This is a genomic window from Halomonas sp. YLGW01 (genome assembly GCF_014840935.1).
GTDB lineage: Bacteria > Pseudomonadota > Gammaproteobacteria > Pseudomonadales > Halomonadaceae > Onishia.
Window position 1 is genome coordinate 1,634,723 of sequence record NZ_CP062005.1, and the last position, 23,782, is coordinate 1,658,504.

The 23,782-nt window shown below is 62.8% G+C and carries 24 protein-coding genes; 11 read left to right on the forward strand and 13 right to left on the reverse strand.

What is annotated here, in order from left to right; all coding sequences use genetic code 11:
* Positions 1-4 precede the first annotated feature (4 nt).
* Positions 5-634, reverse strand: a complete 630-nt coding sequence (locus IEJ03_RS07565) for a cation transporter (protein WP_192037028.1) — start codon at positions 632-634, stop codon at positions 5-7.
* A 68-nt stretch (positions 635-702) separates the two neighbouring features.
* On the opposite strand from IEJ03_RS07565, the gene IEJ03_RS07570 reads away from it, so the two are divergent.
* Both IEJ03_RS07570 and IEJ03_RS07575 read left to right on the forward strand, forming a co-directional pair.
* The gene (locus IEJ03_RS07570) at positions 703-1,134 is read left to right on the forward strand and encodes a MerR family DNA-binding protein (protein ID WP_192037029.1); all 432 of its coding nucleotides are present in this window, start codon (positions 703-705) and stop codon (positions 1,132-1,134) included.
* Positions 1,135-1,225: 91 nt separating this feature from the next.
* Positions 1,226-1,639 (forward strand): SufE family protein, encoded by a 414-nt coding sequence (locus IEJ03_RS07575; RefSeq protein WP_192037030.1) that lies wholly within the window; start codon positions 1,226-1,228, stop codon positions 1,637-1,639.
* 67 nt (positions 1,640-1,706) lie between these two features.
* On the opposite strand, the gene yidD is transcribed toward IEJ03_RS07575, so the two are convergent.
* From yidD to IEJ03_RS07615, 8 genes are all read right to left on the reverse strand, one after another.
* Positions 1,707-1,997 (reverse strand): membrane protein insertion efficiency factor YidD, encoded by a 291-nt coding sequence (gene yidD / locus IEJ03_RS07580; protein ID WP_242458087.1) that lies wholly within the window; start codon positions 1,995-1,997, stop codon positions 1,707-1,709.
* 77 nt (positions 1,998-2,074) lie between these two features.
* Positions 2,075-2,515 (reverse strand): phosphoribosyl-AMP cyclohydrolase, encoded by a 441-nt coding sequence (hisI, locus tag IEJ03_RS07585; protein WP_192037032.1) that lies wholly within the window; start codon positions 2,513-2,515, stop codon positions 2,075-2,077.
* Between the two features lie 12 nt (positions 2,516-2,527).
* Positions 2,528-2,998, reverse strand: coding sequence for a transcriptional repressor (locus IEJ03_RS07590; protein WP_192037033.1), 471 nt, complete (start codon positions 2,996-2,998; stop codon positions 2,528-2,530).
* An 86-nt stretch (positions 2,999-3,084) separates the two neighbouring features.
* Positions 3,085-4,062 (reverse strand): alpha-L-glutamate ligase-like protein, encoded by a 978-nt coding sequence (locus IEJ03_RS07595; RefSeq protein ID WP_192037034.1) that lies wholly within the window; start codon positions 4,060-4,062, stop codon positions 3,085-3,087.
* Positions 4,063-4,066: 4 nt separating this feature from the next.
* Positions 4,067-5,575 (reverse strand): inactive transglutaminase family protein, encoded by a 1,509-nt coding sequence (locus IEJ03_RS07600; protein WP_192037035.1) that lies wholly within the window; start codon positions 5,573-5,575, stop codon positions 4,067-4,069.
* A 78-nt stretch (positions 5,576-5,653) separates the two neighbouring features.
* Positions 5,654-6,502, reverse strand: a complete 849-nt coding sequence (locus IEJ03_RS07605) for an ATP-dependent zinc protease (protein WP_192037036.1) — start codon at positions 6,500-6,502, stop codon at positions 5,654-5,656.
* A gap of 159 nt (positions 6,503-6,661) precedes the next feature.
* Positions 6,662-9,727, reverse strand: a complete 3,066-nt coding sequence (locus tag IEJ03_RS07610; protein ID WP_192037037.1) for an efflux RND transporter permease subunit — start codon at positions 9,725-9,727, stop codon at positions 6,662-6,664.
* The gene (locus IEJ03_RS07615; RefSeq protein ID WP_192037038.1) at positions 9,727-10,851 is read right to left on the reverse strand and encodes an efflux RND transporter periplasmic adaptor subunit; all 1,125 of its coding nucleotides are present in this window, start codon (positions 10,849-10,851) and stop codon (positions 9,727-9,729) included. The genes IEJ03_RS07610 and IEJ03_RS07615 overlap by 1 nt, the downstream gene beginning before the upstream one ends.
* Positions 10,852-11,322: 471 nt before the next feature.
* Between IEJ03_RS07615 and IEJ03_RS07620 the strand changes: the two genes are divergently transcribed.
* From IEJ03_RS07620 to IEJ03_RS07630, 3 genes are all read left to right on the forward strand, one after another.
* The gene (locus IEJ03_RS07620; protein ID WP_192037039.1) at positions 11,323-11,523 is read left to right on the forward strand and encodes a hypothetical protein; all 201 of its coding nucleotides are present in this window, start codon (positions 11,323-11,325) and stop codon (positions 11,521-11,523) included.
* Between the two features lie 209 nt (positions 11,524-11,732).
* A complete protein-coding gene (locus IEJ03_RS07625) occupies positions 11,733-12,080 on the forward strand; it encodes a putative quinol monooxygenase (RefSeq protein WP_192037040.1) in 348 nt (115 codons plus the stop codon).
* A 163-nt stretch (positions 12,081-12,243) separates the two neighbouring features.
* Complete coding sequence (locus IEJ03_RS07630; protein WP_192037041.1) at positions 12,244-12,789, forward strand: DUF3833 domain-containing protein; 546 nt, start codon at positions 12,244-12,246, stop codon at positions 12,787-12,789.
* 85 nt (positions 12,790-12,874) lie between these two features.
* Here the strand turns inward: IEJ03_RS07630 and IEJ03_RS07635 are convergent, their stop codons facing one another.
* The 4 genes from IEJ03_RS07635 to gorA all read right to left on the reverse strand — a co-directional run bounded on the left by IEJ03_RS07635 (position 12,875) and on the right by gorA (position 16,955).
* Positions 12,875-13,273 carry an ectoine synthase gene (locus IEJ03_RS07635; protein ID WP_192037042.1) on the reverse strand — a complete coding sequence of 133 codons (399 nt, stop codon included), beginning with the start codon at positions 13,271-13,273 and terminating at the stop codon, positions 12,875-12,877.
* Positions 13,274-13,367: 94 nt separating this feature from the next.
* A complete protein-coding gene (gene ectB, locus IEJ03_RS07640) occupies positions 13,368-14,633 on the reverse strand; it encodes a diaminobutyrate--2-oxoglutarate transaminase (protein WP_192037043.1) in 1,266 nt (421 codons plus the stop codon).
* A gap of 98 nt (positions 14,634-14,731) precedes the next feature.
* Positions 14,732-15,310, reverse strand: a complete 579-nt coding sequence (gene ectA / locus IEJ03_RS07645) for a diaminobutyrate acetyltransferase (protein WP_192037044.1) — start codon at positions 15,308-15,310, stop codon at positions 14,732-14,734.
* A 283-nt stretch (positions 15,311-15,593) separates the two neighbouring features.
* Complete coding sequence (gene gorA / locus IEJ03_RS07650) at positions 15,594-16,955, reverse strand: glutathione-disulfide reductase (protein ID WP_242458088.1); 1,362 nt, start codon at positions 16,953-16,955, stop codon at positions 15,594-15,596.
* A 151-nt stretch (positions 16,956-17,106) separates the two neighbouring features.
* Between gorA and can the strand changes: the two genes are divergently transcribed.
* The 6 genes from can (at position 17,107) to IEJ03_RS07680 (ending at position 23,722) form a co-directional block, all read left to right on the forward strand.
* Positions 17,107-17,763 (forward strand): carbonate dehydratase, encoded by a 657-nt coding sequence (gene can, locus IEJ03_RS07655; RefSeq protein WP_192037045.1) that lies wholly within the window; start codon positions 17,107-17,109, stop codon positions 17,761-17,763.
* Between the two features lie 175 nt (positions 17,764-17,938).
* Positions 17,939-19,513 (forward strand): ABC transporter substrate-binding protein, encoded by a 1,575-nt coding sequence (locus tag IEJ03_RS07660; RefSeq protein ID WP_192037046.1) that lies wholly within the window; start codon positions 17,939-17,941, stop codon positions 19,511-19,513.
* A 113-nt stretch (positions 19,514-19,626) separates the two neighbouring features.
* Positions 19,627-20,673: an ABC transporter permease gene (locus tag IEJ03_RS07665; RefSeq protein ID WP_192037047.1), complete on the forward strand. Its 1,047-nt coding sequence runs from the start codon at positions 19,627-19,629 to the stop codon at positions 20,671-20,673.
* A gap of 22 nt (positions 20,674-20,695) precedes the next feature.
* Positions 20,696-21,631, forward strand: a complete 936-nt coding sequence (locus IEJ03_RS07670; RefSeq protein ID WP_192037048.1) for an ABC transporter permease — start codon at positions 20,696-20,698, stop codon at positions 21,629-21,631.
* A 10-nt stretch (positions 21,632-21,641) separates the two neighbouring features.
* Positions 21,642-22,664 carry an ABC transporter ATP-binding protein gene (locus IEJ03_RS07675; protein ID WP_192037049.1) on the forward strand — a complete coding sequence of 341 codons (1,023 nt, stop codon included), beginning with the start codon at positions 21,642-21,644 and terminating at the stop codon, positions 22,662-22,664.
* The gene (locus tag IEJ03_RS07680; RefSeq protein ID WP_192037050.1) at positions 22,661-23,722 is read left to right on the forward strand and encodes an oligopeptide/dipeptide ABC transporter ATP-binding protein; all 1,062 of its coding nucleotides are present in this window, start codon (positions 22,661-22,663) and stop codon (positions 23,720-23,722) included. The genes IEJ03_RS07675 and IEJ03_RS07680 overlap by 4 nt, the downstream gene beginning before the upstream one ends.
* Positions 23,723-23,782 lie beyond the last annotated feature (60 nt).

Here is a 23,782-nt window from a genome sequence, read left to right on the forward strand (position 1 = left end):
GCCATCAGGCCGTGGCCGCCTGGGCCAGCTCGCGGCGGGCCTCGCCCACCACCTGCCAGGCACCCTGGAGGGCCAGCAGGGCCATCAGGGTCGCGACCGCCAGGTCTGGCCAGCCGTGACGGGTGCCGAAGACGCCAAGCGCCGCGGCGAGCACCGCGAGGTTGGCGATCACGTCATTGCGCGAGCAGATCCATACCGAGCGCATGTTGGCGTCGCCATGGCGCCACGCATACAAGAGCCCCAGGCAGAGCATATTGACTGCCAGGGCCAACATGCCGATACCGCTCATCGCCGTCCACGACGGCACGGTGCCCGATAGCGCATGCCAGATCACGCTACCCAGCACCCAGATGCCGATCAGGCCCATGCTGAACCCCTTGATCAAGGCGGCTCGAGCCCGCAGGGTCAAGGCCATGCCGAGCACCCAGAGGCTGATGCTGTAGTTGGCAGCATCGGCCAGAAAGTCGAGGGCATCGGCCTGCAGGGCCGACGATCCCGCAATCAGGCCCGCCGACATCTCGACGCCGAACATGGCGGCATTCAGGGCCAGTACGGCCCACAGCACGCGCCGGTAGGCGCCCTGGGGGGGGCGGCTCGTCGCGGACCCGCAGGAATCGCTGGAACAGCAGGGCATCTTCGCACCTCGTCGATATGGGTTGAGTTGCGTTAGCATGAACCCTGTCACCGTGACAGGGTCAAGACATGATGCAGCACCGTTCTTCGTCGGAGCCGGCGCCCCACCGCATCGGCACGCTGGCACGTGCCTCCGGTATCAGTGTGGAAAGCATTCGCCGTTACGAGCGCGATGGCTTGATCCCGGCGGCCAGACGCGGTGCCAACGGCTATCGCTACTTTCCGCCAGAGAGCCTGGATGCCCTGCGCCTGATCCGACATTGCCGCCACCTCGGCTTTTCGCTGGAGCGCATTCGCGAGCTGCTGCGGCTGATGCACCAGGAAGGGGCAGCCTGTGGGGATATCGATCGCCTGGTATCGCGTCAGCGTCAGGAGATCGAGCAGCGTATCGCCGATCTTCAGGCGCTGTCCGATGCCCTGGGAGCGCTGGACGGCGCCTGCCCAGGGGGAGGTAGCGTCGAGGAGTGCCGCACCCTGCGCTCGCTCTTCAATCAGCCGTGAGCGCCTGTGCCCGACCCGGCAGGCACGGTATCATGGGTGACAACACGGGCCAGTGGCCCGACGACACACCGATTGATTCACGGAGCCCCGCATGAGCGAAGCCGCACAGGCTCAAGCCGAACTGGTGGAAGAGTTCGAGATGTTCGATAACTGGATGGATCGCTATCAGTACATTATCGACATGGGCAAGGCACTGCCCGCCTTCCCGGAGGAGTGGAAGACCGAGGAACTCAAGATTCAGGGCTGTCAGTCCAACGTCTGGATGCACTGCCAGCGTGACGGCGATCGCCTGCATTTCGACGCGACCTCCGATGCCGCCATCGTCTCCGGCCTGATCGCCGTGCTGATGCGCATCTTCAATGATCGCCCGCCGGCGGAAATTGCCGACACGCCGCCCAGCTTTCTCGAGGACCTTGGCCTCGACAAGCACCTCTCGCCGACCCGCAGCAATGGCCTGCACGCCATGCTCGAGCGCATCTATCAGGTGGCGAAGGCAGAAGCCTGACGGTCACAGGCAACGCTCTGGTAGTTCACGAGGGGGCTTGAAGGCCTCAATGAGACGGGCCTGAAGGTCAGCGAGGCGATGGCCGGTTATGATCGTCCTGACGGGTGCAGAAGTGCTCGTTCAGGCTGTCGTCCTCTCGGCAGAGTGCCTCGCTGGGGCCGCCGGGAACAGGATCGATGCCGCCTTCGTGCCAGGGGTGGCACTTGCCGATTCGTTTCAGGGCGAGCCAGCCGCCCCTATAGGGGCCTCGGTGGCGGATCGCCTCCAGAGCGTAGTTCGAGCAGCTCGGCCAGAAGCGGCAACGGGGCCCCAGCAACGGGCTGATGCCGTACTGGTAGCCCTTGATCAGGGCGATCAAGGGCAGGCTTGCCAGTCGAGCTAGTCGACTTCGCCTGTCAGGGGCGCTCGCGGCACCGGGGCGTCGGGTCATCGTAATCAGGTGCGGGCGTAGAGCTGGTCGGGGTCGATCAAGGCATCGCTGTCGACTTGTGCGCCATCATCGCCGAGGGCGACATAGAAGCAGCTGCGCCGCCCGGTATGGCAGGCAGGCCCGGTCTGGTCGACGGACAGCAGCAGGGTATCGCCGTCGCAATCCAGGTGGGCCGCCTTGAGCAATTGCATCTGGCCCGAGGATTCCCCCTTGCGCCAGAGCTTTCCCCGGGAACGAGACCAGTAGCAGACCCGCCCGGTAGAGAGGGTCTCCGACAGCGACTCGCGATTCATCCAGGCCATCATCAGCACTTCGCCACTGTCGTGTTGCTGGGCGATGGCCGGCATCAGGCCGGCCTCGTTCCAGCCGGCATGGTCGAGGATGCTGGCCAGTGGCTCGCGGGTGCCGGTGGCGGCGCGCTCGAGGCGCTTGAAGAGGTCGCTCATGTCAGACTTGTCTCAAGAGTGGGCGTGAAGGGCCGGCTCGCGGGTGGCGGCCAGGCAATCGTGACAGCTCCCGAGCAGCTCGATGGTCTGCCGTTCGACGCGAAACCCCTGATCCCGGGCCCGTCGCGCCAGCTGGTCGTTGACGTCGTCCAGGTGAAGTTCCTCGACCCGGCCGCAGTGGCGGCAGATCAGCAGCTGGAAGCCATGAGCGTGCTCAGGACAGGGGCAGGCCACATAGGCATTCAGGGATTCGATTCGGTGGATCAAGCCCTGCTCGATCAGGAATTCCAGCGCCCGATACACCGTAGGCGGACGGGCGGCGGCATGCTCCTGGGTCAGGCGGTCGAGCAGCTCATAGGCCTTGAGGCCGCCTCGGGTGGTGGCGATCATCTCGAGCACCCGGCGACGGATCGGGGTGAAGCGGGCCCCCTGCGACTCGCAGTGGCGTTCGGCTTGCTGGATCAGGGAATGCGTTTCGGGCATGGAGTGCCTGGCGATCTGTCGAAAGCCCTCATTCTACGCGTCACCTGTGCCGCCAGCCAGTCGACTCATCCGTCGTTACGCCTTCATCAGGCCGGCACTGCCTCGCCAGGTGGCGGCAGCTCCCCACGACGCGCGAAATGCTTCTGCGCGAAGGCAACTCGTGCGGCGGCATCGATACCGGGGGCCTGACGCTCGATCAGATCCAGGCGAGGGCGCAACCCCTCGCCGTTGGCCATCTGGATGGCGAGTCCCGGGCGTGCATTCAATTCGAGCAGCATCGGGCCATGCTCGCGATCCAGCACCATGTCGGTACCGAGATATCCCAGTCCCGTCACCTCGTAGCAGCTGGCCGCCAGCTCCAGCAGGGTGTTCCAGCCCGGTATCTTCAGGCTGGCGAGCTCGTGGCCGGTATCCGGGTGATCGTGGCGGGGGCGGTCAAACTGGACCCCACGCAGCGCACAGCCGCTGGCGATGTCCAGCCCGACGCCCACCGCCCCTTGGTGCAGGTTGGCCTTGCCATCAGAAGCGGCGGTGGACAGGCGCATCATGGCCATCACCGGATAGCCCTGGAAGACGATCACACGAATATCCGGCACGCCCTCGTAGGTGTACTGGGTCAGGGTGTCGTCGAAGTTGATCAGGGACTCGATGACCGCCACGTCCGGCGATCCCCCCAGGGAGTAGAGGCCCGAGAGGATATTGGAGACATGACGTTCGATGTCCTCGCGGCCCAGATGCGCGCCGCTTGGCTTGATGTAGGCACTGGCATCGACATGCTCGATGACCAGGATGCCCTTGCCACCAGATCCCTTGGCGGGCTTGATCACGAAGCCTGGGTGCCCCTCCACCATGCGCGTCACCTGCTTGACCTCGAACTGACTGGTCACGGTGCCGATCAGCCCCGGGGTGGTGATGCCGTGTTCATGGCAAAGCAGTTTGGTCTTGAGCTTGTCATCGACCAACGGATAGAGCCGGCGGCTGTTATAGCGCCCGATGTAGCGAATATTGCGCCGGTTCATGCCGATGATGCCCTTGGCGCTTAACTTGCCGGGAGTCGTCCACATGGGCTCAATCCTCAGTGACCGGCTTGAAGCGTTTGAGCTCGAGCAGCCGATAGCCAGTGTAGTTGCCGAGCAGCAGGATCAGGGACAGCAGGATCAGCTGCACGCCCAGGAAGTTGAAGGTGATATGGCGCACCCAGGGGTTGTTCATTGCCAGATAGGCGAGGATCGCCGTCAGCAGGCTGCCGCCGCCCTGGATTAGCACTTCCTTGGGGCCTTCTTCTTCCCACAGGATCGACATGCGCTCTATGGTCCAGGCCAGGATGATCATCGGGAAGAAGGTGATGGTCAGGCCGGCATTGAGGCCGAAACGATAGGAGAGCACCGAGAACACCGAGATGATGGCGATGACCGTGATGATCACCGCCGACACTCGCGCCACCAGCAGCAGGTTGAGGTGCGAGAGATAACTTCGGATCACCAGCCCCACCGAGACCACCAGCAGGAAACCGACCAGGCCGGTGAGCAGAGTGGTCTGGATGAAGGCGAGGGCGATCAGCACCGGCATGAAGGTGCCCGAGGTCTTGATGCCGACCAGGACCCGCAGGAAGACAACCACCAGGGCGCCGATCGGGATCAGCAGGATGGTCTGAAACAGGGCCTGTTCCTCGAGGGGCAGGCTGTGAATCGAGAAGTTGATCAGGGTGTCATCGGCCAGCTGGTTGCGCACCGCGGTCGAGGCGGGCTGATTGTGCTGGATCATCGAGAAGCTGACTCGGGAATTGGTGCCGCCCTGTACCTCGAGCACGGCGTCGCCGCGATCCTCCCACAGCAGCAGGTTTTCGGGCCGGCCCTGGTCGCCACTCACCGGGTTGAAGAGCACGGCTTCGCCATCGTCGCCGAAGACCTGCAGCCAGCTTTGCAGCGACTGACGACGACGTCCGTCATCGAGGGCGAGGCTGCTGACCTCACGGGCGCGCACTCCGGCCTCATTGAGAAGGCGCACCAGCAAGGGGGTGCGCTCGAACTGGGTCAGTAGCAGGCGGGCATTTTCTCCCTGGCGATCACCGGTGAAATCCCGGATCAGCTCGCGGGCAAAGGTGATGGCGTCAGCCGAGCGCTGGCGGGCGCGCTCGATGACCTGACTGGCGGCGGTATCGAAGGGACGTTCCCAGGCAATGTCACGGGGCAGGGCGGGCGGGGTGATCTCTCGATCACCGGCCGCAGGCGTCACTAGCAGTTGCACCGAGTAGTAGAGCTGCTGGGAGCCGGTGGCCTCGCGGATCGACCATTGGGCGCGACGGCTGCCCTGATCTTCGACGAAGGAAAGCCCGAAACCGGATGAGGCGGTATTCTCGGTCAGCACGCGATACCCGCGCTGGGTAGAGGGCAGCGCCAGGTCGACCATGACCGGCTCGCCTAGGGCCGTGAAGTTGACCTGGGCTTCGACTTCCCAGACCTGGCGTTGTTCGCCAGGCATCCAGGGCACCTCGAAGGCCACATGACGATGCACGCTGAGCGCAATGCCAGCGATCATCAGGACGCCGACGAGCAGGTAAAAAGGCAGACGTGACATGTACGGTCCTCAAATGAAACGGCACCCGCCGGGAGTGCGGCGGGTGACGGTAATGATGTCTGGCGGCAGGGGAGGAGCTTAGCCCTGATCGACGGGGTCGCCACCGCTGCGGTCTTGAGCATCATCGTCCGGCGAGGCGCTGTCAGCCTCTCGCTCCGGAAACTCCGGACGCGGATGCAGGTGGCGCTCGGCAACATCAATGACCGCGATATCCATCATGAAGCCACGCCCCAGCAGGACGGGATGGCTGAGGGGACGGCGATCGGTCAGGGTGAACTCGACCTGTTCGCGAATCGGTCCCAGGGTCATCAGCAGGCTGATCACCGGGCGCGACTCTTCTCCATTGGACTGAAGCACTCGCACACGGCGTTCGATGGGGGCCTCGATCCAGTCGTCACGCACGGCAGCGACCGCCGTGTCGTCGTCTTCCAGGGCCAGTTTGAACTTCACCCAGTTGTCACCATCGCGTTCGAAGGGCGTGATCTCGCGGGCCGAGAGAGAGGACGTATCGGCACCGGAGTCAATGCGCGCCTCCAGATGGGTGCCGATGCTGGGCAAGCCGATCCATTCGGAACGCCCCAGCAGCGTCTTGTTGCCAATATCCGAGTCGGTGGAGCACTCCCTGACCACCGCTTCCGGCTGGCGGTCGGCTTGCGCCAGCTGGGCGGTCAGTCCCCGCAGCAGGCTTCCGACCTCACGGACATCGGCATCGACACGATCGAGGCGTTGCTGTTGCTGGGCATGGCGTTCCTGCTGACCACTGCATTGGCGCTCGACCACTGCTTCCAGCTGCATGAAACGTTCATCCAGCTGATCCGCAGTGGCAAGCGACGCATGTGCCTCTTGCTGTGCCTGTGGCGACCAGGCGCATCCCGCGAGTAGCGAGAGCCCCAACAATGCCGCCAGGCATGAGTAGCGATTGCCCATCATTCTCCTACATGTGTTAGCCGCCACTGGTATCCGACCTCAACCGCTGCCGGAATGTTCAGACTTCTTCCCGCGCTCCCTGCGGGGAATCCAGCGATGATAAGGAGTGGTGCCGCGGCTGTCCATGTGAGGCAGGCCCTGACTTGGCGGCCAAGCGCCTCAGGAGGGTGCCTCCACTCTGGCTCCGGCATCGTTGGCCGCATTGTGATCACGGGCCAGCAGCAGGTAGAACGCCGGCAGCACGAACAGGGTGAAGAGGGTGCCGATGCCGAGCCCGGACGCGATGGTCAGCCCGATGTCGAAGCGACTGACCGCGCCGGCACCGGAGGCCAACAGCAGCGGCACCATGGCCACGATCAGCGCAACCGACGTCATCAGGATCGGTCGCAGCCGGATGGCCGAGGCCTCGATGACCGCCTCCCGCTTGCCAAGCCCTTTCTCATGCTGCAGCTGATTGGCGAACTCGACAATCAGGATGCCGTTCTTGGCCACCACCCCGATCAGGGTGATCAGGCCGACCTGAGTATAGATGTTCAGGCTCGAGACCCCGAGGGTAATGAAGGCCATGGCGCCGGCCACCGACATGGGCACCGACACCAGAATGATCAGTGGATCCCGCCAGCTCTCGAATTGGGCCGCCAGTACCAGGTAGATGACAAGCAGCGACAGGAAGAAGGTCAGTACCAGGGCGCTGCCCTGAGTCATCAGCTGGCGGGACTGCCCCTTGTAATCGACCGAGTAGGCCGGTGGGAGGGTGTCGGCGGCGGTCTGATTGAGCCATGCAAGCGAATCGCCCAGGGTCACGCCGGGGCGCGGCACGCCCTCGAGTATCAAAGAGTTCAACTGCTGGAACTGGCTGCGTTCGGATGGCTCCACGCTGTCTTCGAAACGCACCAGATTGCCAAGCGGCACCTGTTCTCCCGAGTCCGCGGTGATGTAGTAGTTGTCGATCATCGAGGCGTCTAGCCGGAACGCCTGCTCGACCTGGGGAATGACCTTGTAGCTGCGGCCGTCCATGCTGAATCGGTTGATATAGCCTTCACCGAGCAGGGTCGACAGCGCCTGCCCCACGTCGGCCATGGTCAGGCCGAGATCTGCCACCCGGTCACGGTCGACCAGCACGCGGGTCGTCGGACGGTCGAAATCGATCGACTTGCGCAGGAAGGCGAAGTTGCCGCTGCCCATGGCCTGGCCGAGCAGGTCATCGGCGATGGCATTCAGCTCCTCGTAGCTGTTGCCGGTGGTCAGCACGAACTGGACCGGCAGGCCGCCACTGGAGCCCGGCAGAGACGGGCGCGGGAAGGCCGCAGTCTGCAGGCCGGTGACCTGGGACAGGGCCCCTTGCAGCGCCGGCAGCGCCGTCATCTGAGAGACCTCGCGCTCGCTCCAAGGCGCCATCTTGAAGCCGCCAAACACGGTGTCGGCACTGGTGCCACCAAGGATCATGAAGGACTCCTTGTAGCCGTCGATGCCTTCCATGCTGGCCTGGATATCACCGGCATAGCGCTCCAGGTACTCGAGGGTGCCGGTCTGCGGCGCGGTGCCCTGGAAGAAGATGATGCCCTGATCCTCGGTGGGGGCCAGTTCATTCTGGCTGGTGATGAACATGAAGTAGATCGAGGCCAGCACCACGGTGGCGAAGACCACCGGTACCGAGACCGCTTCCAGGGTGCGCGACAATAGGCTGCGATAGCCGTTGGACAGGCTATTGAAGCTGGCCTCGACCCCGCGCTCGAATCGGGACGAGCTGCCGTGGGGCTTGAGCACCTTGCCTGACAGCATCGGCGAGAGCGTCAGCGCCACGATCCCCGAGATCACCACGGCGCCTGCCAGGGTGAAGGCAAACTCCGTGAACAGCGAGCCGACCAGGCCGCCCATGAAGCCGATCGGCGCATAGACCGCCACCAGGGTCGTGGTCATGGCGATGATGGGCACTGCCATTTCGCGAGCGCCGTTGATGGCCGCGTCGAACCGCGACTCACCGGCCTCGATGTGGCGATGCACGTTCTCGACCACGATGATGGCGTCGTCCACCACCAGGCCGATCGCCAGCACCATAGACAGCAGGGTCAACAGGTTGAGGGAGAAGCCCAGCAGCAGCATCACGAAGGCCGCGCCGATCAGCGACAGCGGCACCGCCACGGCTGGCACCAGGGCGGCGCGGAACGAGCCGAGTGACAGGAAGATCACCACCAGCACGATGATGATCGCCTCCAGTAGGGTCTTGATCACCTCGTTGATGGAGTCCTCGATGAACTCCGAGGCGTCATAGGGCAGCACTACCTCGAGCCCCACGGGGAGCTGGCGACGAATTTCAGGCAGGGTGTCGCGAACCGCGGTGGCCACGTCCAGAGGGTTGGCGCCCGGCGCCTGTTCGATGGCCATGAAAGTGGCGGGAGTACCACTGTACCAGGCGATGCTGTCGTAGCTTTCGGCGCCTAGCTCGGTCCGTGCCACGTCTCTCAGCCGCACCAGGTCGCCGCCATCGTTACGCACCACCAGATCTTCAAACTGAGCGGGATCGGTGATGTCGGTATCGGTGGTCAGGTTGATGGCCACGAACTCGCTGCGCGTCTTGCCCACGCCGGCCTGGTAGTTGTTGTTCTGCAGTACTTCGATGATCTGGCCAGGGCTGACATTCAGTGCCGCCATGCGTTGCGGGTCCAGCCAGATACGCATGGCCATGCTCTGACCGAAGCTGCGAGCCTTGGCGACGCCGGGCAACGCCTGGAGCTTGGGTTGAACGACCCGGGTCAGGTAATCGGTGATGCGGGGAACAGCCATACGCTCGGAATAGAACGCCAGATACATCAGGGCCGTGCTGTCGCCCGTCGAGGACTCGATGACCGGGCTCTCGGCGGCGCTGGGCAGCACGCTGCGCTGACTGGCCACCTTGGCCTGTACTTCGGCCAGGGCCGCATTGGCATCGTAGTTCAGCTCCATGTTGACCTGGATGGTCGAGGAGCCCTGGGCACTGGTCGACTCGATGAAGTCGATGCCATTGGCTTCGGCAATCGCTTGCTGCAAGGGCGTCGTCACGAAGCCCTGGACCAGTTCGGAGCTGGCTCCCGGGTAGGAGGTGGAGACCGTGATCACGGTGCTTTCCAGTTCGGGGTACTGGCGGACTTCCATGTCCATCGCGGCTCTCAGGCCGACGAGCAGGATCAGCAGGCTGACTACGGTGGCCAGCACCGGGCGACGTATGAAGATATCGGTGAATGTCATCAGCCCCTGGCCTCCTCGTCGGCGGCAGACGCCTGGTTGGCAGAGTCTTCCGGCGAGGTCATCTTGATCGGTTGGCCATCACGCAGGCGCAGCAGCCCTGTAGCCACCACCTGGTCACCGGCCGACAGGCCCTCGATGATCTCGGTGGTATCGCCGCGAGTGCTGCCGGTGGTCACCTGCTGGCGAGACGCGATGGTCTGCCCCTGGTCATTCTCGACCACACGAAACACGAAGACACCGTAGGTGTTGAAGGAGAGCGCCGTGCGGGGGAGGGTGAGCACCTCGCGAGACTCGGCCGACAGCGTGCTGACCTCGGCGAACATCCCCGGGCGCAGGGCGGCATCGGCGTTGTCGAGTTGCGCGCGGACATTGAGTGTGCGGCTCGATTCGTTGATGGAAGGCGCGATGGCCAGGACCTCGCCATGGAAGACCCGTTCGGGGTATGCCGCAACGCTGAGCTCGATGCGGCGTCCGGCGGTCACCCGACCAAGGTCGCGCTCCGGTACGCTGTAATCCACGTGAATGGGGTCCAGCATGTTCAGGTTCACGATCGGTGTGCCCACGGCGATGTACTCGCCTAGGTCGACATGGCGCAGGCCCACGACACCATCGAAGGGCGCCCGGATGGTCTTCTTCTCGAGCTGGGCGCGCTGCTGTTCGGCATCGGCACGCGCCGCTTGGTAGTTGGCGCGCGCCTCGTCGAATTGCGACTGGGAGACCGCATTGCGAGGCAACAGGTTCGAGTAGCGCTGGTAGGTCTCGTTGGCCAGCTGGGCCCGGGCTTCCAGCGCCGCCAGCGCGGCGCGGTCGACACTGTCCTCGAGGCGAATCAATACATCGCCTTGACTGACGCCTTGTCCCGATTCGAAGGCGACCTCGCTGACCACACCGGCCACCTCGTTGGCCACCTCGACGCCATTGATGGCCCGCAGCGATCCTACCGAGCCGAGTGCCGGGCGCCAGGTCTGAGTCTCGAGGGTGACGGCCTCGACGGGCGTTGGCGGCTGAGCCTGGGCATTCTGCGCTCCCATTTCCTGCATTTTCAGGTATTTCCAACCGAAAATGCTGCCCAGAACCGCCGCAAGCACGAGGATGACGATGGCGAGACGTAGTGTGGTTTTCATGGCCGGTTCCCTATGAGCGCCGTCAGTGATCACGGAGGTGACGCCCAGGAGGCGTCGCAAGAAGCACTTGAAGAGTTAAGGGCTCAATGATGTAAGCATGACGCCCAAAAGACCAGCGAGACAGAGAAAATGCAGTCAATGAACGCAGGTACCGGTCCGTGATCCTTGAGGCCGGCGCTTCTTATGCCAAGTTGGGCGCGTCGAGGCCTCACAGCACGGCGATGGAGTATCCAAAGGGCAGGTCAATACCACCGGCAGCCCGGCCCTTAGCCATACTTAATTTAACATAATATATATTATGCGAAGTTTAGGGTGGGTGTGGGAATACGTGACTCCTGGCGGTGTCATCGATGCAGCTACACTAGTGCTTAACGCCTGGGAGATTTCCCATCAGGCGACGGGCGGCGCCTCCAATCGACACTCGCTGCACCAAGTGCTACCGTTCGCGCCTTTCTGAACAGGAGACCCATGATGAGCGCAGAATATTCCCTTTATGATCTGACCCAAGCCAAGGAAGCGCTGGAGCTGGCCGAAAAGCAATGGGAAGAAGATGACGGCAAGAACCGTCAGGCGCATATCAAGAAGATTTCCGCAGCCCGGGCCAACTTTGCCATGATTGAAGGTCAGCTGAAGCGCGATGGCATTATTGCCGAAGAAGACGCGGCCTTCTAATCCCGCATTCATGCCGAGGCTTCCAGGGCCGTTTTCTTTCATGGAAAACGGCCTGACTGGCACCTAAAACCGCCTCACTATCCCAGTTGTGTCATCGTTGCCAGTGCCGCCTGGCACAGTGCCCCACGATCTGATCGCAGTCTCGCGTCTTCCCACCGATAGCGCCATATGGCAACGTCGTCGGTTCGTTCATTCGTCACGAGAATCACATGTCCCAGAAGATCTACTGTATCGCCAGCTTCAAGCCCAAGCCCGGCCGAGAAGATGCCGCCTTCAAGGCACTGCAAGCGCTGGAACCCAATGCGCACCGCGAGGATGCCTGCCTGCAATACACCGTGACCCGCCAGATCGATAACCCCTTCGCTCAGGGTGACAGCTATCCGATCGTGTTCCATGAAGTCTGGGCCAATCGCGAAGCCTTCGAGGCACACTGCCAGCGCCGGGAAATCCAGGCATTCTTCCAGGCGCAGGTGGAGTCGCCGGATGGTGATATCGAAGATGCCAACGTATGCGTTTATACCGACGAGCCCGCTGACTTCGACGCTCCGAACGTCTAGACCGCCCCAATAGAAGCGTTCGTGAAGATGATCTGACGCATAAGACGCCGGTCGCGTGTTCTGGCTCTAAAGGGCCATGACCGCCCTTCTTGTGGGCTCGTCAATGAACTCGCCGACATGATTCGAATCCTACCGCTATGACCTTTCATATCAGGAGGATTGCATGCGTCATCCATCAAAGCGACACCGCCTCTGGGCATTTGCGTTACTCGTCCTGGCCTTGACCGGCTGTGCCGGCGTGGAGGTGGAAGACTACGCCGGCAGTGAGCCGCGTCTGGATATTGCCGAGTACTTCGAAGGCGAGACGCGTGCATGGGGCATGGTGCAGGACTATTCAGGCGAAGTGCAGCGGCGCTTTACCGTCGATATCTCGGGCACGGTCGAGGGCGATACGCTGACGCTGGATGAGCACTTCACCTATGCCAATGGCGACACTGATCGCCGCGTCTGGACGTTCGAGCGGGTCGACGAGCATCGTTGGATCGGCCAGGCCAGTGATGTCGAGGGCAAGGTAGAAGCCAAGCAATACGGCCATGTCTTCCATATGAACTACCCGCTGGAAGTCGCCGTGGGCGGTCGCAACCTGACCTTCACCATGGACGACTGGATGTACCTGCAACCGGATGGCAAGTTGATCAACCGTACCCGTATGTCCAAGCTGGGCGTGACCCTCGGCGAGGTGACCTTGACCTTCGACAAATCACCCTGAGCCAACGCCACAGCACGAAAAAGCCCCGATGACGTCGTCATCGGGGCTTTGTTACGCGGCTCTTATGCCTTGGCGAACGTCAGGCTCAGCTGTCGTCGCCGGGCGCGGCGTAGGAACCGTCTTCGCGATGGACTTCCTTGCCGGTCAGGCCCGGCGTGAAAACGCAGGCGAGATGCATGGTCTTGCTGGCACGCAGCAGGTGCTCGTCGTGCTGGTCGAGGATATAGATGTCGCCCGGCTTGATCGGCCAGATCTTGCCGTCTGCCAGCGTTTCCACTTCGCCCTCGCCTTCGATGCAGTAGACGGCCTCGAAGTGATTCTTGTAGTGGATGTGGGTCTCGGTACCTTCAAAGATACGCGTGATATGGAAGGAGCACTGGCCGCCATCGTCAGCCAGCGAGAGACGGGTGCTGTCCCAGTTGCCATTTTCGGCCTTTACCAGGCGGTCGGTCTTGCGCGCTTCTTCGAGATTGCGAACGATCATTACGAACTTCCTCTGTTGAAAGACTAGACGGGAAACCCGATCTGGTCGGGCTCCCGGGACTGTGCCATCAAGCTATCGGGTGGCTGACGTCGACTTACCCGAATACATGCTTGATGCTGGCTTCGACGATGTCCAGTCCTTCCAGCAAATCTTCGTCGCTGATGGTCAGCGGGCACAGGCACTTGACGGCCTGGCCGTCGTGGCCGCTGGTCTCGATGATCAGGCCGCGCTTGAAGGCCTCTTCGGTGATCTTGTCGGCGGTTTCGCCGTTGCCGACGTCGAGGGCGCGCATCAGACCGCGGCCGCGCTCAGAGGCCGGAATGCCCTTTTCGCTCAGCCACTCGGCCAGCTGCTGGAAGCGCTCTTCGACGATGCGGCCCTTGCGAGCAACGTCGCGCTCGAGCTTATCGTCGCTCCAGAACTCGCGCATGGCGGCGGTAGCGGTGGCGAAGGCCAGGTTGAAGCCGCGGAAGGTGCCGTTGTACTGGCCGGGCTTCCACTTGTCGAGCTCCGGGCGCATCAGCACGTGAGCGAACGGCAGGCCGAAACCGGACAGAGACTTGGAGTTGCAGACGATGTCCGGTTTGAGGCCGGCATGCTCGAAGCTGAAGAACTTGCCGGTACGGCCACAGCCTGCCTGGATGTCGTCGACGATCAGCAGGATGTCATGGTCACGACAGATCTGCTCGAGGCGCTTGAGCCACTCGAGACCCGCCGGGTTGATGCCACCCTCCCCCTGCACGGTCTCGACGATCACGCCGGCAGGAATATCCAGGCCGCTGGAGTTGTCGCCGAGCATCTTCTCGAAGTAATCGAGCGTATCGACGCCTTCGCCGAGATAGCCGTCGAACGGCAGGAAGGCCGCACCTTGCGTGGGAATGCCGCCGGTCGCCTCGCGGAACTTGCGGTTACCGGTAGTGGCCAGCGCACCCATGGTGACGCCATGGAAGCCGTTGGTGAAGGTCACGATGTTGTGACGACCGGTAGCCACACGCGCCAGGCGAATGGCCGCCTCGACGGCGTTGGTACCGGTCGGGCCCGGCAGATGCACCTTGTACTCGAGACCACGCGGCTTGAGGATCAGCTCGTCGAGAGTCTCGAGATATTCGCGCTTGGCCTTGGTCCACATGTCTAGGCCATGCACGATGCCGTCATCGGCCAGATAGTCCAGCATCGCCTGCTTGAGCTTCGGGTGATTGTGCCCGTAGTTGAGCGTGCCGGCGCCGGCCAGGAAGTCGATGTATACCTTGCCGTCTTCATCTGTGAGACGCGATCCCTGTGCCTTGGTCAGTACGACCGGGAAAGAACGCGAATAGGTACGAACCTCTGATTCCATCTGCTCGAGAATCTGGGTCTGCATGTTGACCTCCTTGTGAAAGAAAATGAAAAAATCGGGACGCAAGTAATGGCAATCCGCCGCTTGGGCAGCGGATTGTCACGGAAAATCGAGGGTGAAGCTTAGATGCGCTCGGGCTGGAACGGGCCGATGCGCACGAGGTTCTCCGGGTCATGCTCGCCACCGAGTTGATCGGTGGAGAAGTATTCCCGACTGTTGAGCGGGGCTTGCCAGCGATCGGCGAGGCGGGTGAAGAGCCCCCACGAGGCGGCGTTATCCGGGGTGATGGTTGTCTCGAGATGGCGCACATCGGTGAGTTCGGGACGACTCATCACCGCCTCGACGAGTCGACGCGCCAGGCCGGTGCCGCGTGCCTTCTCGCCCACGGCGACCTGCCAGAGGAAGTAGGTATCCGGCGCATTGCTCTTCACGTACCCGGATACGAAGCCGACGATCTCGCCTTCCTCGTTGGTGGCTACGGCGCAGGTATCGCGAAACTGGGTGGCCAGCAGCAGGTAGGCGTAAGCAGAGTTGACATCCAGCGGCGGGCAGGACTTGACCAGCTCATAGATGCCCCAGCCGTCGTCCGGGTTGGGCTTGCGGATGAACAGTGGTGTCTTGGCATTTCCCACCACGGCATCGGCCACACTTGGGCGGGCCAGCTCGGCTGAGGTCGTGAAGGGCTGCGTCGATACGTTCATAGATATGCTTCGCTATTGGCGAATTTGCGCATGAGCATAACAAAGGGTTATGCAAAGTTCAAAGAAGCCTTTATCACGATGCGCAAAATCCATAAGGGGTAATTATGGGCTTGCCCCGATCCCGGCATTCGGCGGCCTGACCCTATGCAAACCTACCGATTTAGCATAGCGCAGCTCACCCTGCTGCGCGTGATCCCTGTTTATACAAAAAGGCCACCCCGCACGAGGTGGCCTTTGACTCTAGCGAGCAACGAGACATGTCGCTGTCGACATGGTCACGGCTTCAGCGTCGCGTCACGCTGCGCATGGTGACAAACTCTTCGGCACCGGTGGGATGAATACCCACGGTGGCATCGAAGTCGGCCTTGGTCAGGCGGGCGCGCACGGCAATGGCGATACCCTGGATCAGTTCGCCGGCGTCCTCGCCCACCATGTGGGCCCCCAGCACGCGGTCGCTGGCATCGTCGACGATCAGCTTCATCAAGCAGCGCTCGTCACTGCCGGACAGGGTGTGCTTCATCGGCTTGAAGTCGGCGACATAGACGCGGATCGCCTCGTATTCGGCGCGGGCATCCTCTTCCGACAGGCCCACGGTGCCGATATTCGGATGGCAGAACACCGCGGTGGCGATGCTTGAATAGTCCAGGGGCTTGGGTGCGCTGTCACCGTAATGGTGCTGGACGAGCTGCATGGCTTCTTCCAGAGCGACCGGCGTCAGCTCCGGACCGCTCGTCACGTCACCCAATGCCAGGATCGACGGCGTCGAGGTCTCGAAGCGCTCGTTGATGGCGATCTTGCCGTCCCTCTCGAGGGCGATATCGAGCTTGTCGAGACCCAGGCCTGCGAGGTGAGGCTTGCGGCCGGTAGCCGACAGCACGGCGTCGACCTCGAGCGTCTCGCCGCTGGTCAGAGTGACTCGGTAGGCATCGCCCTCGACATCGATGCGTTCGATGTTGGTCTCGAAGTGCAGGTTGACGCCCTTCTTGGCCATCTCGTCACGGGTGAACTCGCGCACTTCGCGGTCGAAACCGCGCAGGAAGAGCTCGCCTCGATAGACCAGATGCGATTCGCTGCCCAGGCCATTGAAGATGCTGGCGAACTCGACAGCGATGTACCCCCCGCCCAGGACCAGGAAGCGCTCGGGGAAACTGTCCAGGTCGAAGACCTGGTTGGAATTCAGCACATGTTCGTTGCCCGGGAAGTCCGGCACCCAGGGCCAGCCGCCTGTGGCGACCAGAATCTTCTCGGCGCTGATGGTGTCGCCGTTGACCTCGACATGGTGAGCATCGACCACCGTGGCACGGCCGTTGATCAGGCGCACGTTGGCGTTGTCGAGCAGGCGACCGTAGATGCCGTTGAGGCGCTTGATCTCCTCGATCTTGTTGTCGCGCAGGGTCGCCCAGTCGAACCGCGGCGCCTGCGGAAGCTGCCAGCCGAAGCCGGCGCTGTCGTGGAAGGCCTCCTGGAAGTGCGCCGCGTAGGAATACAGTTTCTTGGGCACGCAGCCCACGTTGACGCAGGTGCCGCCGAGATAGCGGTCTTCCGCGATGGCGACCCGAGCACCCGTGGCGGCAGCGGTGCGGGCGGCACGAACACCGCCGGACCCTGCGCCAATGACGAAGAGGTCGTAATCGAACTGGGACACATTGATCTCCTGAATACTGGAACCGAAAAAGCGATGCGAGGATGATAACAGTGATGAGTGGCTGCCGGGAGGTACCACCATGACCGCATGGCAGCGACACGAAACGACGCGCCGACGATACAGCGACCGCCGAGACAAGGGTTCGACCACGATGATGGATGACATACAGCAACTGCTGGAACGCAATCGCGATTGGGCCCAGGGAGTACAGGAGCAGGATCCCGAGTTCTTTACCCGTCTCTCGGAGCAGCAGAATCCGGATTATCTCTGGATAGGGTGCTCGGACTCTCGGGTGCCAGCGAACCAGATCATCGACCTGCCGCCCGGCGAGGTCTTTGTCCATCGTAACGTCGCCAACCTCTTGCATCACAACGACATGAATGCCCTGTCGGTGGTGCAGTACGCGGTGGATGTGCTTGAGGTCAAGCACATCATGATTGTGGGTCACTATGGCTGCGGTGGCATCAAGGCCGCCGTCTCCGGAGGCGAATGTGGGATCGTCGACTACTGGTTGCACAGCGTGCGAGAACTTTACAGTCGTCATCGCGGTGCCTTGGAGTCGCTGCCCCTCGAGCAGCAGGTCGATCGCATGTGCGAGCTCAACGTCAAGTCCCAGGTCGATAACCTCTGCCGGACCAAGATTATTCAGCGCGCCTGGCAGCGGGGCCAGCCACTGGCGGTGCACGGCTGGGTCTATGGGCTGAACGACGGGCGCGTGACCGACCTGGCTTGCACCGTGCAAGGCCTCGATCAGGTGCCGCAGCTGTATCGCGTCGATCGCTTGGTGCCTGCCGACCCGGCCGATTAACCTCCTGCTTCACACCTGTCATGCACCGGCTGATTCGTCGGGCGCATGACGCCTCTCGAAATTTCGATTGTCCCCGTTTGTCGCGACTCTCTAAGGTGTTGCAGAGCCCTTGCCCCTGCGGGGCTGCACAACAACCTCATAACGCAGTCGACAACAATCAGAATTGGGGACCTACATGATCTTCCGCAAAACCCTGCTGGCCGCCACGATCGGGGCCACGATGAGTGCCGCTGCCCTGCTGCCGGCCACTGCCGCCGCCGACACAACGCTGCGCATGGCCTACGATGCCGACCCGGTCTCGCTCGATATCCATGAGCAGCTCTCCGGTGGCATCCTGCAGTTGTCCCACATGAGCTTCGATCCGCTGGTGCGCTGGACCCAGGATCTCGAATTCGAGCCCCGCCTTGCCACCGGTTGGGAACAGGTCGATGACACCACCATGCGCATGACGCTGCGGGAAGGCGTCGAATTCCACAGCGGCAATGCCTTCACCGCCGACGACGTGGTGTGGACCATCGAGCGTCTCAAGCAGAGCCCGGACTTCAAGGCGATCTTCGAACCGGTCGCCGAGGTCACCGCGGTCGACAGCCATACCGTGGAGCTCACCACCAAGGCGCCCTACCCGCTGCTGCTGAATCTGGCGACCTATATCTTCCCGATGGATAGCCAGTACTACAGTGGCACCGATGCCGACGGCGACCCGAAGGACGAGATCGTCAAGAACGGCAACTCCTACGCCTCGCGCCACCTGTCCGGCACCGGCCCCTTCGAGGTCACCGAACGCCAGCAGGGCGTGCGCCTCGCTTTCGAGCGCAATGAGAACTACTGGGACGAGGCCTCTCCGGGCAACGTCGACAAGATCGTCATGACCCCCATCAGCGAGAACGCCACCCGCGTGGCCGCCCTGCTTTCCGGGGATGTCGATTTCATCGCCCCGGTGCCGCCCAACGACCTGGACCGTATCCGCGATGACGAGGACGTCCAGCTGGTCACCATGTCCGGGACCCGGATCATTCTGTTCCACATGAACCAGGAACGCGTCGAGGCCTTTCAGGATCCCCGCGTGCGTCAGGCCATCGCCTATGCCATCAACCAGGAAGGCATCGCCGATCGCCTGATGAAGGGCTTCGCCACCCCGGCGGCCCAGATGTCGCCGGCAGGCTATGCCGGACACGTGGAAAGCCTCGCGCCCCGCTATGACCTGGAGAAGGCCAAGCAGCTGATGGCCGAGGCCGGCTATGAGGACGGCTTCTCCATCACCATGATGGCCCCCAACAACCGCTACGTGAACGATGCCAAGATCGCCCAGGCGGTGGCCGCCATGCTGGCCCGTCTCAACATCACGGTCGACCTGAAGACGCTGCCCAAGGCGCAGTACTGGGGCGAGTATGACGACCGCGTGGCCGACATGATGATGATCGGCTGGCATGCCGATACCGAGGACACCGCGAACTTCCACGAGTACCTCACCGCTTGCCCGGATGCCGAAACCGGCGCCGGTCAGTACAACGCCGGCAACTATTGCAACCCGGAGCTCGACAAGCTGGTCGCCGAGGCCAACCTGGAAGTCGACCTGGCCAAGCGCGCCGAGATGCTCCAGCAGCTCGAGCAGACCCTCTATGACGAGGCGGCCTTCATCCCGCTGCACTGGCAGGACCTGGCCTGGGCATCTGCCTCGAATGTCGACATCGAGCCGATCCTCAACGTCATGAACTTCCCCTACCTCGGGGATCTGGTCATCGAGGAGTAATCCTCGCCAGCCGTGCCGGCCCCACCCGGGGCCGGCATCTCACTCGCTAGCGTCGTCTACGTGCGCCCCGCCGGGGCGTGGGTCGGCGATCCCATGTCTACAGGACGCAATCCATGATTGCCTTTCTGATCAAGCGCCTGTATCACGCCCTGTTGGTGATGTTCGTCATCAGCGTGATCAGCTTCGCCATCCAGGACAACCTGGGCGATCCTATCCAGCAGATGGTGGGCCAGTCGGTGCCCGAGAGCGAGCGCGAGGTACTGCGTGAGGAACTCGGGCTTAACGACCCCTTCTATCTCCAGTATCTGCGCTTCGCCAAGAATGCGGCTCAGTTCGACTTCGGCTACTCCTACACCTTCAACGAGCCCACTACTGAGGTGATCATGCGTCACCTGCCGGCGACCTTGGAGCTGGTGGCGGCGACCACCTTCCTGATCATCCTGCTGTCGGTGCCGATCGGAGTCTATAGCGCCATCAAGCCCAGAGCCTGGCTGTCGCGGGCCTTCATGGGCGTCTCGATCGTAGGCATCTCCATTCCGGTGTTCCTGACCGCCATCGTGCTGATCCAGCTCTTCGCCATCGGCGTCAGTGTGTCCCCCTTTCCCGCCGATACGGGCTGGGGCGCCTGGCTCAACGGTCTGCTCTCCACAGAAGGCGGCATGCCGGCCTATGGTCGTGGCGACCCGACCCATGTGGTGGGCACCTGGTACACCAATTTCGCTTCCTTCGAGAGCCTGACCTACCTGGTGCTGCCGTCCATCTCCCTGGCCTCGATCATGCTGCCGCTGTTCATCCGCCTGATTCGCGCCGAGATGCTCGAGGTGTTGCAGTCAGAGTATGTGAAATTCGCCCGAGCCAAGGGCATCTCGCTGCGCCGCATCTACTTCGTGCATGCGCTCAAGAACACCATGCTGCCGGTGATCACCGTGGGAGGCGTACAGATCGGCACCCTGGTGGCCTACACCATCCTGACCGAGACGGTATTCCAGTGGCCGGGCATGGGTCTGATGTTCCTCAACGCCATCGAACGTTCGGACATCCCGCTGATCGTGACCTACCTGATGATCGTCGGCCTGATCTTCGTGATCACCAACACCCTGGTCGATCTGATCTATGGCCTGGTCAACCCCACCGTCAAGCTCACCGGCAAGCCCGCCTGAGCGAAGGACAAGAGAGAACGTCATGAGTGAGACAATCGTTCCCGGCCGGTGGGCACGCTTTCGTGATTCCTACCTGCTGTACAGCTTCAAGCGCGACCTGGTGGCGCAGATCAGCCTCCTGCTGTTCGTGGCCCTGGTGTTCGCCGCCGTCTTCGCCCCCTGGCTGGCGCCGGCCAATCCCTACGATCTGGCCCAGATCGATATCCTGGCCTCCGAGCTGCCGCCCTTCTGGGTCGACGGCAGCGATCCCGCCTACCTGATGGGTACCGATGCCCAGGGGCGGGATCTGCTCTCCACGATCCTCTACGGCGCCCGGGTCTCGTTGATCATCGGCTTCGGGGCCGTGCTGATGCAGGCCGCGCTCGGGGTGAGCTTTGGCCTGATGGCCGGCTACCTGGGCGGTCGCGTGGATGCCTTCCTGATGCGCCTCGCCGATATTCAGCTGTCCTTCTCGACCCTGATGGTGGCGATCATCGTCGGCGCCCTGGTCAAGGCGATCTTCGGCGGCGCGACCTTCAGCGAATATGCGGTGCCGCTGCTGGTGCTGATCATCGGCCTGGCCGAATGGCCGCAGTATGCCCGTACCGTGCGCGCCTCGGTGCTGGCCGAGCGCAGCAAGGAGTATGTCGATGCGGCGCGCGTCATGGGACTCAAGAGTCGGCGCATCATGTTCCGCCATATCCTGCCCAACACCCTGTCGCCGATCTTCGTCATCTCGACGGTGCAGGTGGCCAACGCCATCATCTCCGAGGCCGCGCTGTCCTTCCTCGGTCTCGGCATGCCCGAGACGCACCCGTCGCTTGGCTCCCTGATCAAGTCGGGCTTCGACTACATCCAGTCAGGCTCCTGGTGGATCACCCTGATTCCCGGGGCGGTGCTGGTCATTCTCGTGCTGGTCATCAACCTGCTGGGCGACTGGCTGCGCGATGTCCTCAATCCACGTCTCTACAAGGGCTGAGGAGTCACACATGGCACTCTTGGAAGTCAACAACCTCGATGTTCGCTTCGCCCTGCGTGGCGGCGACGTGCGCGCCCTGCGTGACGTCTGCTTCACCCTGGATCGCGGCGAACGCCTGGGCATCGTCGGCGAGTCCGGCGCCGGCAAGTCGGTGGCCGCCTTCAGCCTATTGAATCTGATCGCCAAGCCCGGCTACATCGCCGGCGGCAGCATCACCTTCGACGGCCAGGACCTGTCGTCCATGAAGGATCGCGGCCTGCGTCGCATCCGCGGCAACCGCATCTCGATGATCTTTCAGGATCCGATGATGACGCTGAACCCGGTGCTGTCGATCGGCGAACAGATGGTCGAATGCCTCAAGGCCCATCGCCGCATTTCGACCCGCGAAGCCCGGGCGATCGCGCTGCACAAGCTCAATCAGGTACAGATCCCCTCCCCGGAGACGCGTCTCGATCAGTACCCCCATGAGCTCTCCGGGGGCATGCGGCAGCGCGTGATCATCGCCATCGCCCTGCTGCTCGACCCGGACATCATCATCGCCGACGAGCCGACCACGGCGCTGGACGTGACCATCCAGGCCGAGATCATGGATCTGCTGCTGGAACTGTGCGAGAAGCACAATGTGGGCCTGGTGCTGATCACTCATGATCTGGGCGTGGTCAGCCAGGTGACCCAGCGCATGCTGGTGATGTATGCCGGTCGAGTGATCGAGCAGGGGCCGACCCGCGAGATCATCAACGATCCTCAGCATCCCTATACCCAGGGGCTGATCAACGCCCTGCCGCAGATGGCCACTCCCGGCTCGCGCCTCAACCAGATCCCCGGCAGCATGCCGTCGCTGTCGAACCTGCCAAGCGGCTGCGCCTTCCATCCGCGTTGCGCCTTCGTCAAGGACGCCGAAGGCACGCCCCGCCGGGCCTGCCTGGAGCAGGTCCCCACCTTCGTCGACTCAGGTAACTGCCGGGTGGCCTGCCACATGGTCGCCGAACTGGTCGAACATCAACGGCAAGACTCCCGGGAGGAGATCCAATGAGCGCTGCCCTCAACGAACGCGATACCGACGGCCACTCCTCGACCGAAGCCGCCGCTCCGCTGCTGGAGATCCGCAACCTTCACAAGCGCTTCTCCCTGTCCGGTGATTTTCTCGAGCAGCTCAAGTTCAAGGGCGGAAAGCTGGTGCGCGAGCAGGAGCACGTTCACGCCATCAATGGCGTCGACCTGGATATCCGCCGGGGAGAGGCCCTGTGCGTGGTGGGCGAGTCCGGCTGCGGCAAGTCCACGGTGGCACGCACCGTGATGGGCCTGCTGTCCCCGAGTCGCGGCGAGATCCATTATGACGGGGCGCGTATCGATCATCTGTCCACCAAGGAACTGCTGCCCTATCGCCAGCGCATGCAGATGATCTTCCAGAACCCCTATGCCTCGCTCAACCCGCGGATGACCATTCAGCAGACGCTCGAGGAGCCGATTCGCCTGCATCACCCGGACTGGACGACGCAGCAGGTGCAGGATCAGGTGCGCGATGTGATGGCCTCGGTGGGGATCGACCCGGACTGGGGCAAGCGCTTCGGACACGAGTTCTCCGGTGGCCAGCGGCAACGCATCGCCATTGCTCGTGCCCTGGCCGTCGACCCCGAGTTCATCGTTGCCGACGAACCGATCTCGGCACTGGACGTGTCGATCCAGGCGCAGGTACTCAACTTGATGATGGAGGCGCAGCAGCAGCGTAACCTGACCTACCTGTTCATCACCCACGATCTTGCCGTGGTGGAACACTTCGGCACCCGCGTCGCCGTCATGTACCTGGGAACCGTGTGCGAGATCGCGCCGACCGGCACCCTCTTTGCCCGGCCGCGCCATCCCTATACCAAGGCTCTGTTGTCCGCGATCCCCCGACTGGAGGATGATCGCCCGCAGCACATCCGCCTCGAGGGGGAGGTGCCGACCCCGGTGAGGCTGCCCTCCGGGTGCGTCTTCCACGGCCGCTGTCCGCATGCCAACGAGCGTTGCCGCAAGGAAGTACCGACACTGATCGACGTCGAGGACGGAGCTCGGGTAGCCTGTCACGGCGTCGAGGAAGGCCGCCTCTGAGGCCGATGGCCCGGGTGGCGGTCAACGCTCCCGGGCGCCACGACTCGAAAGCTCTCGTCA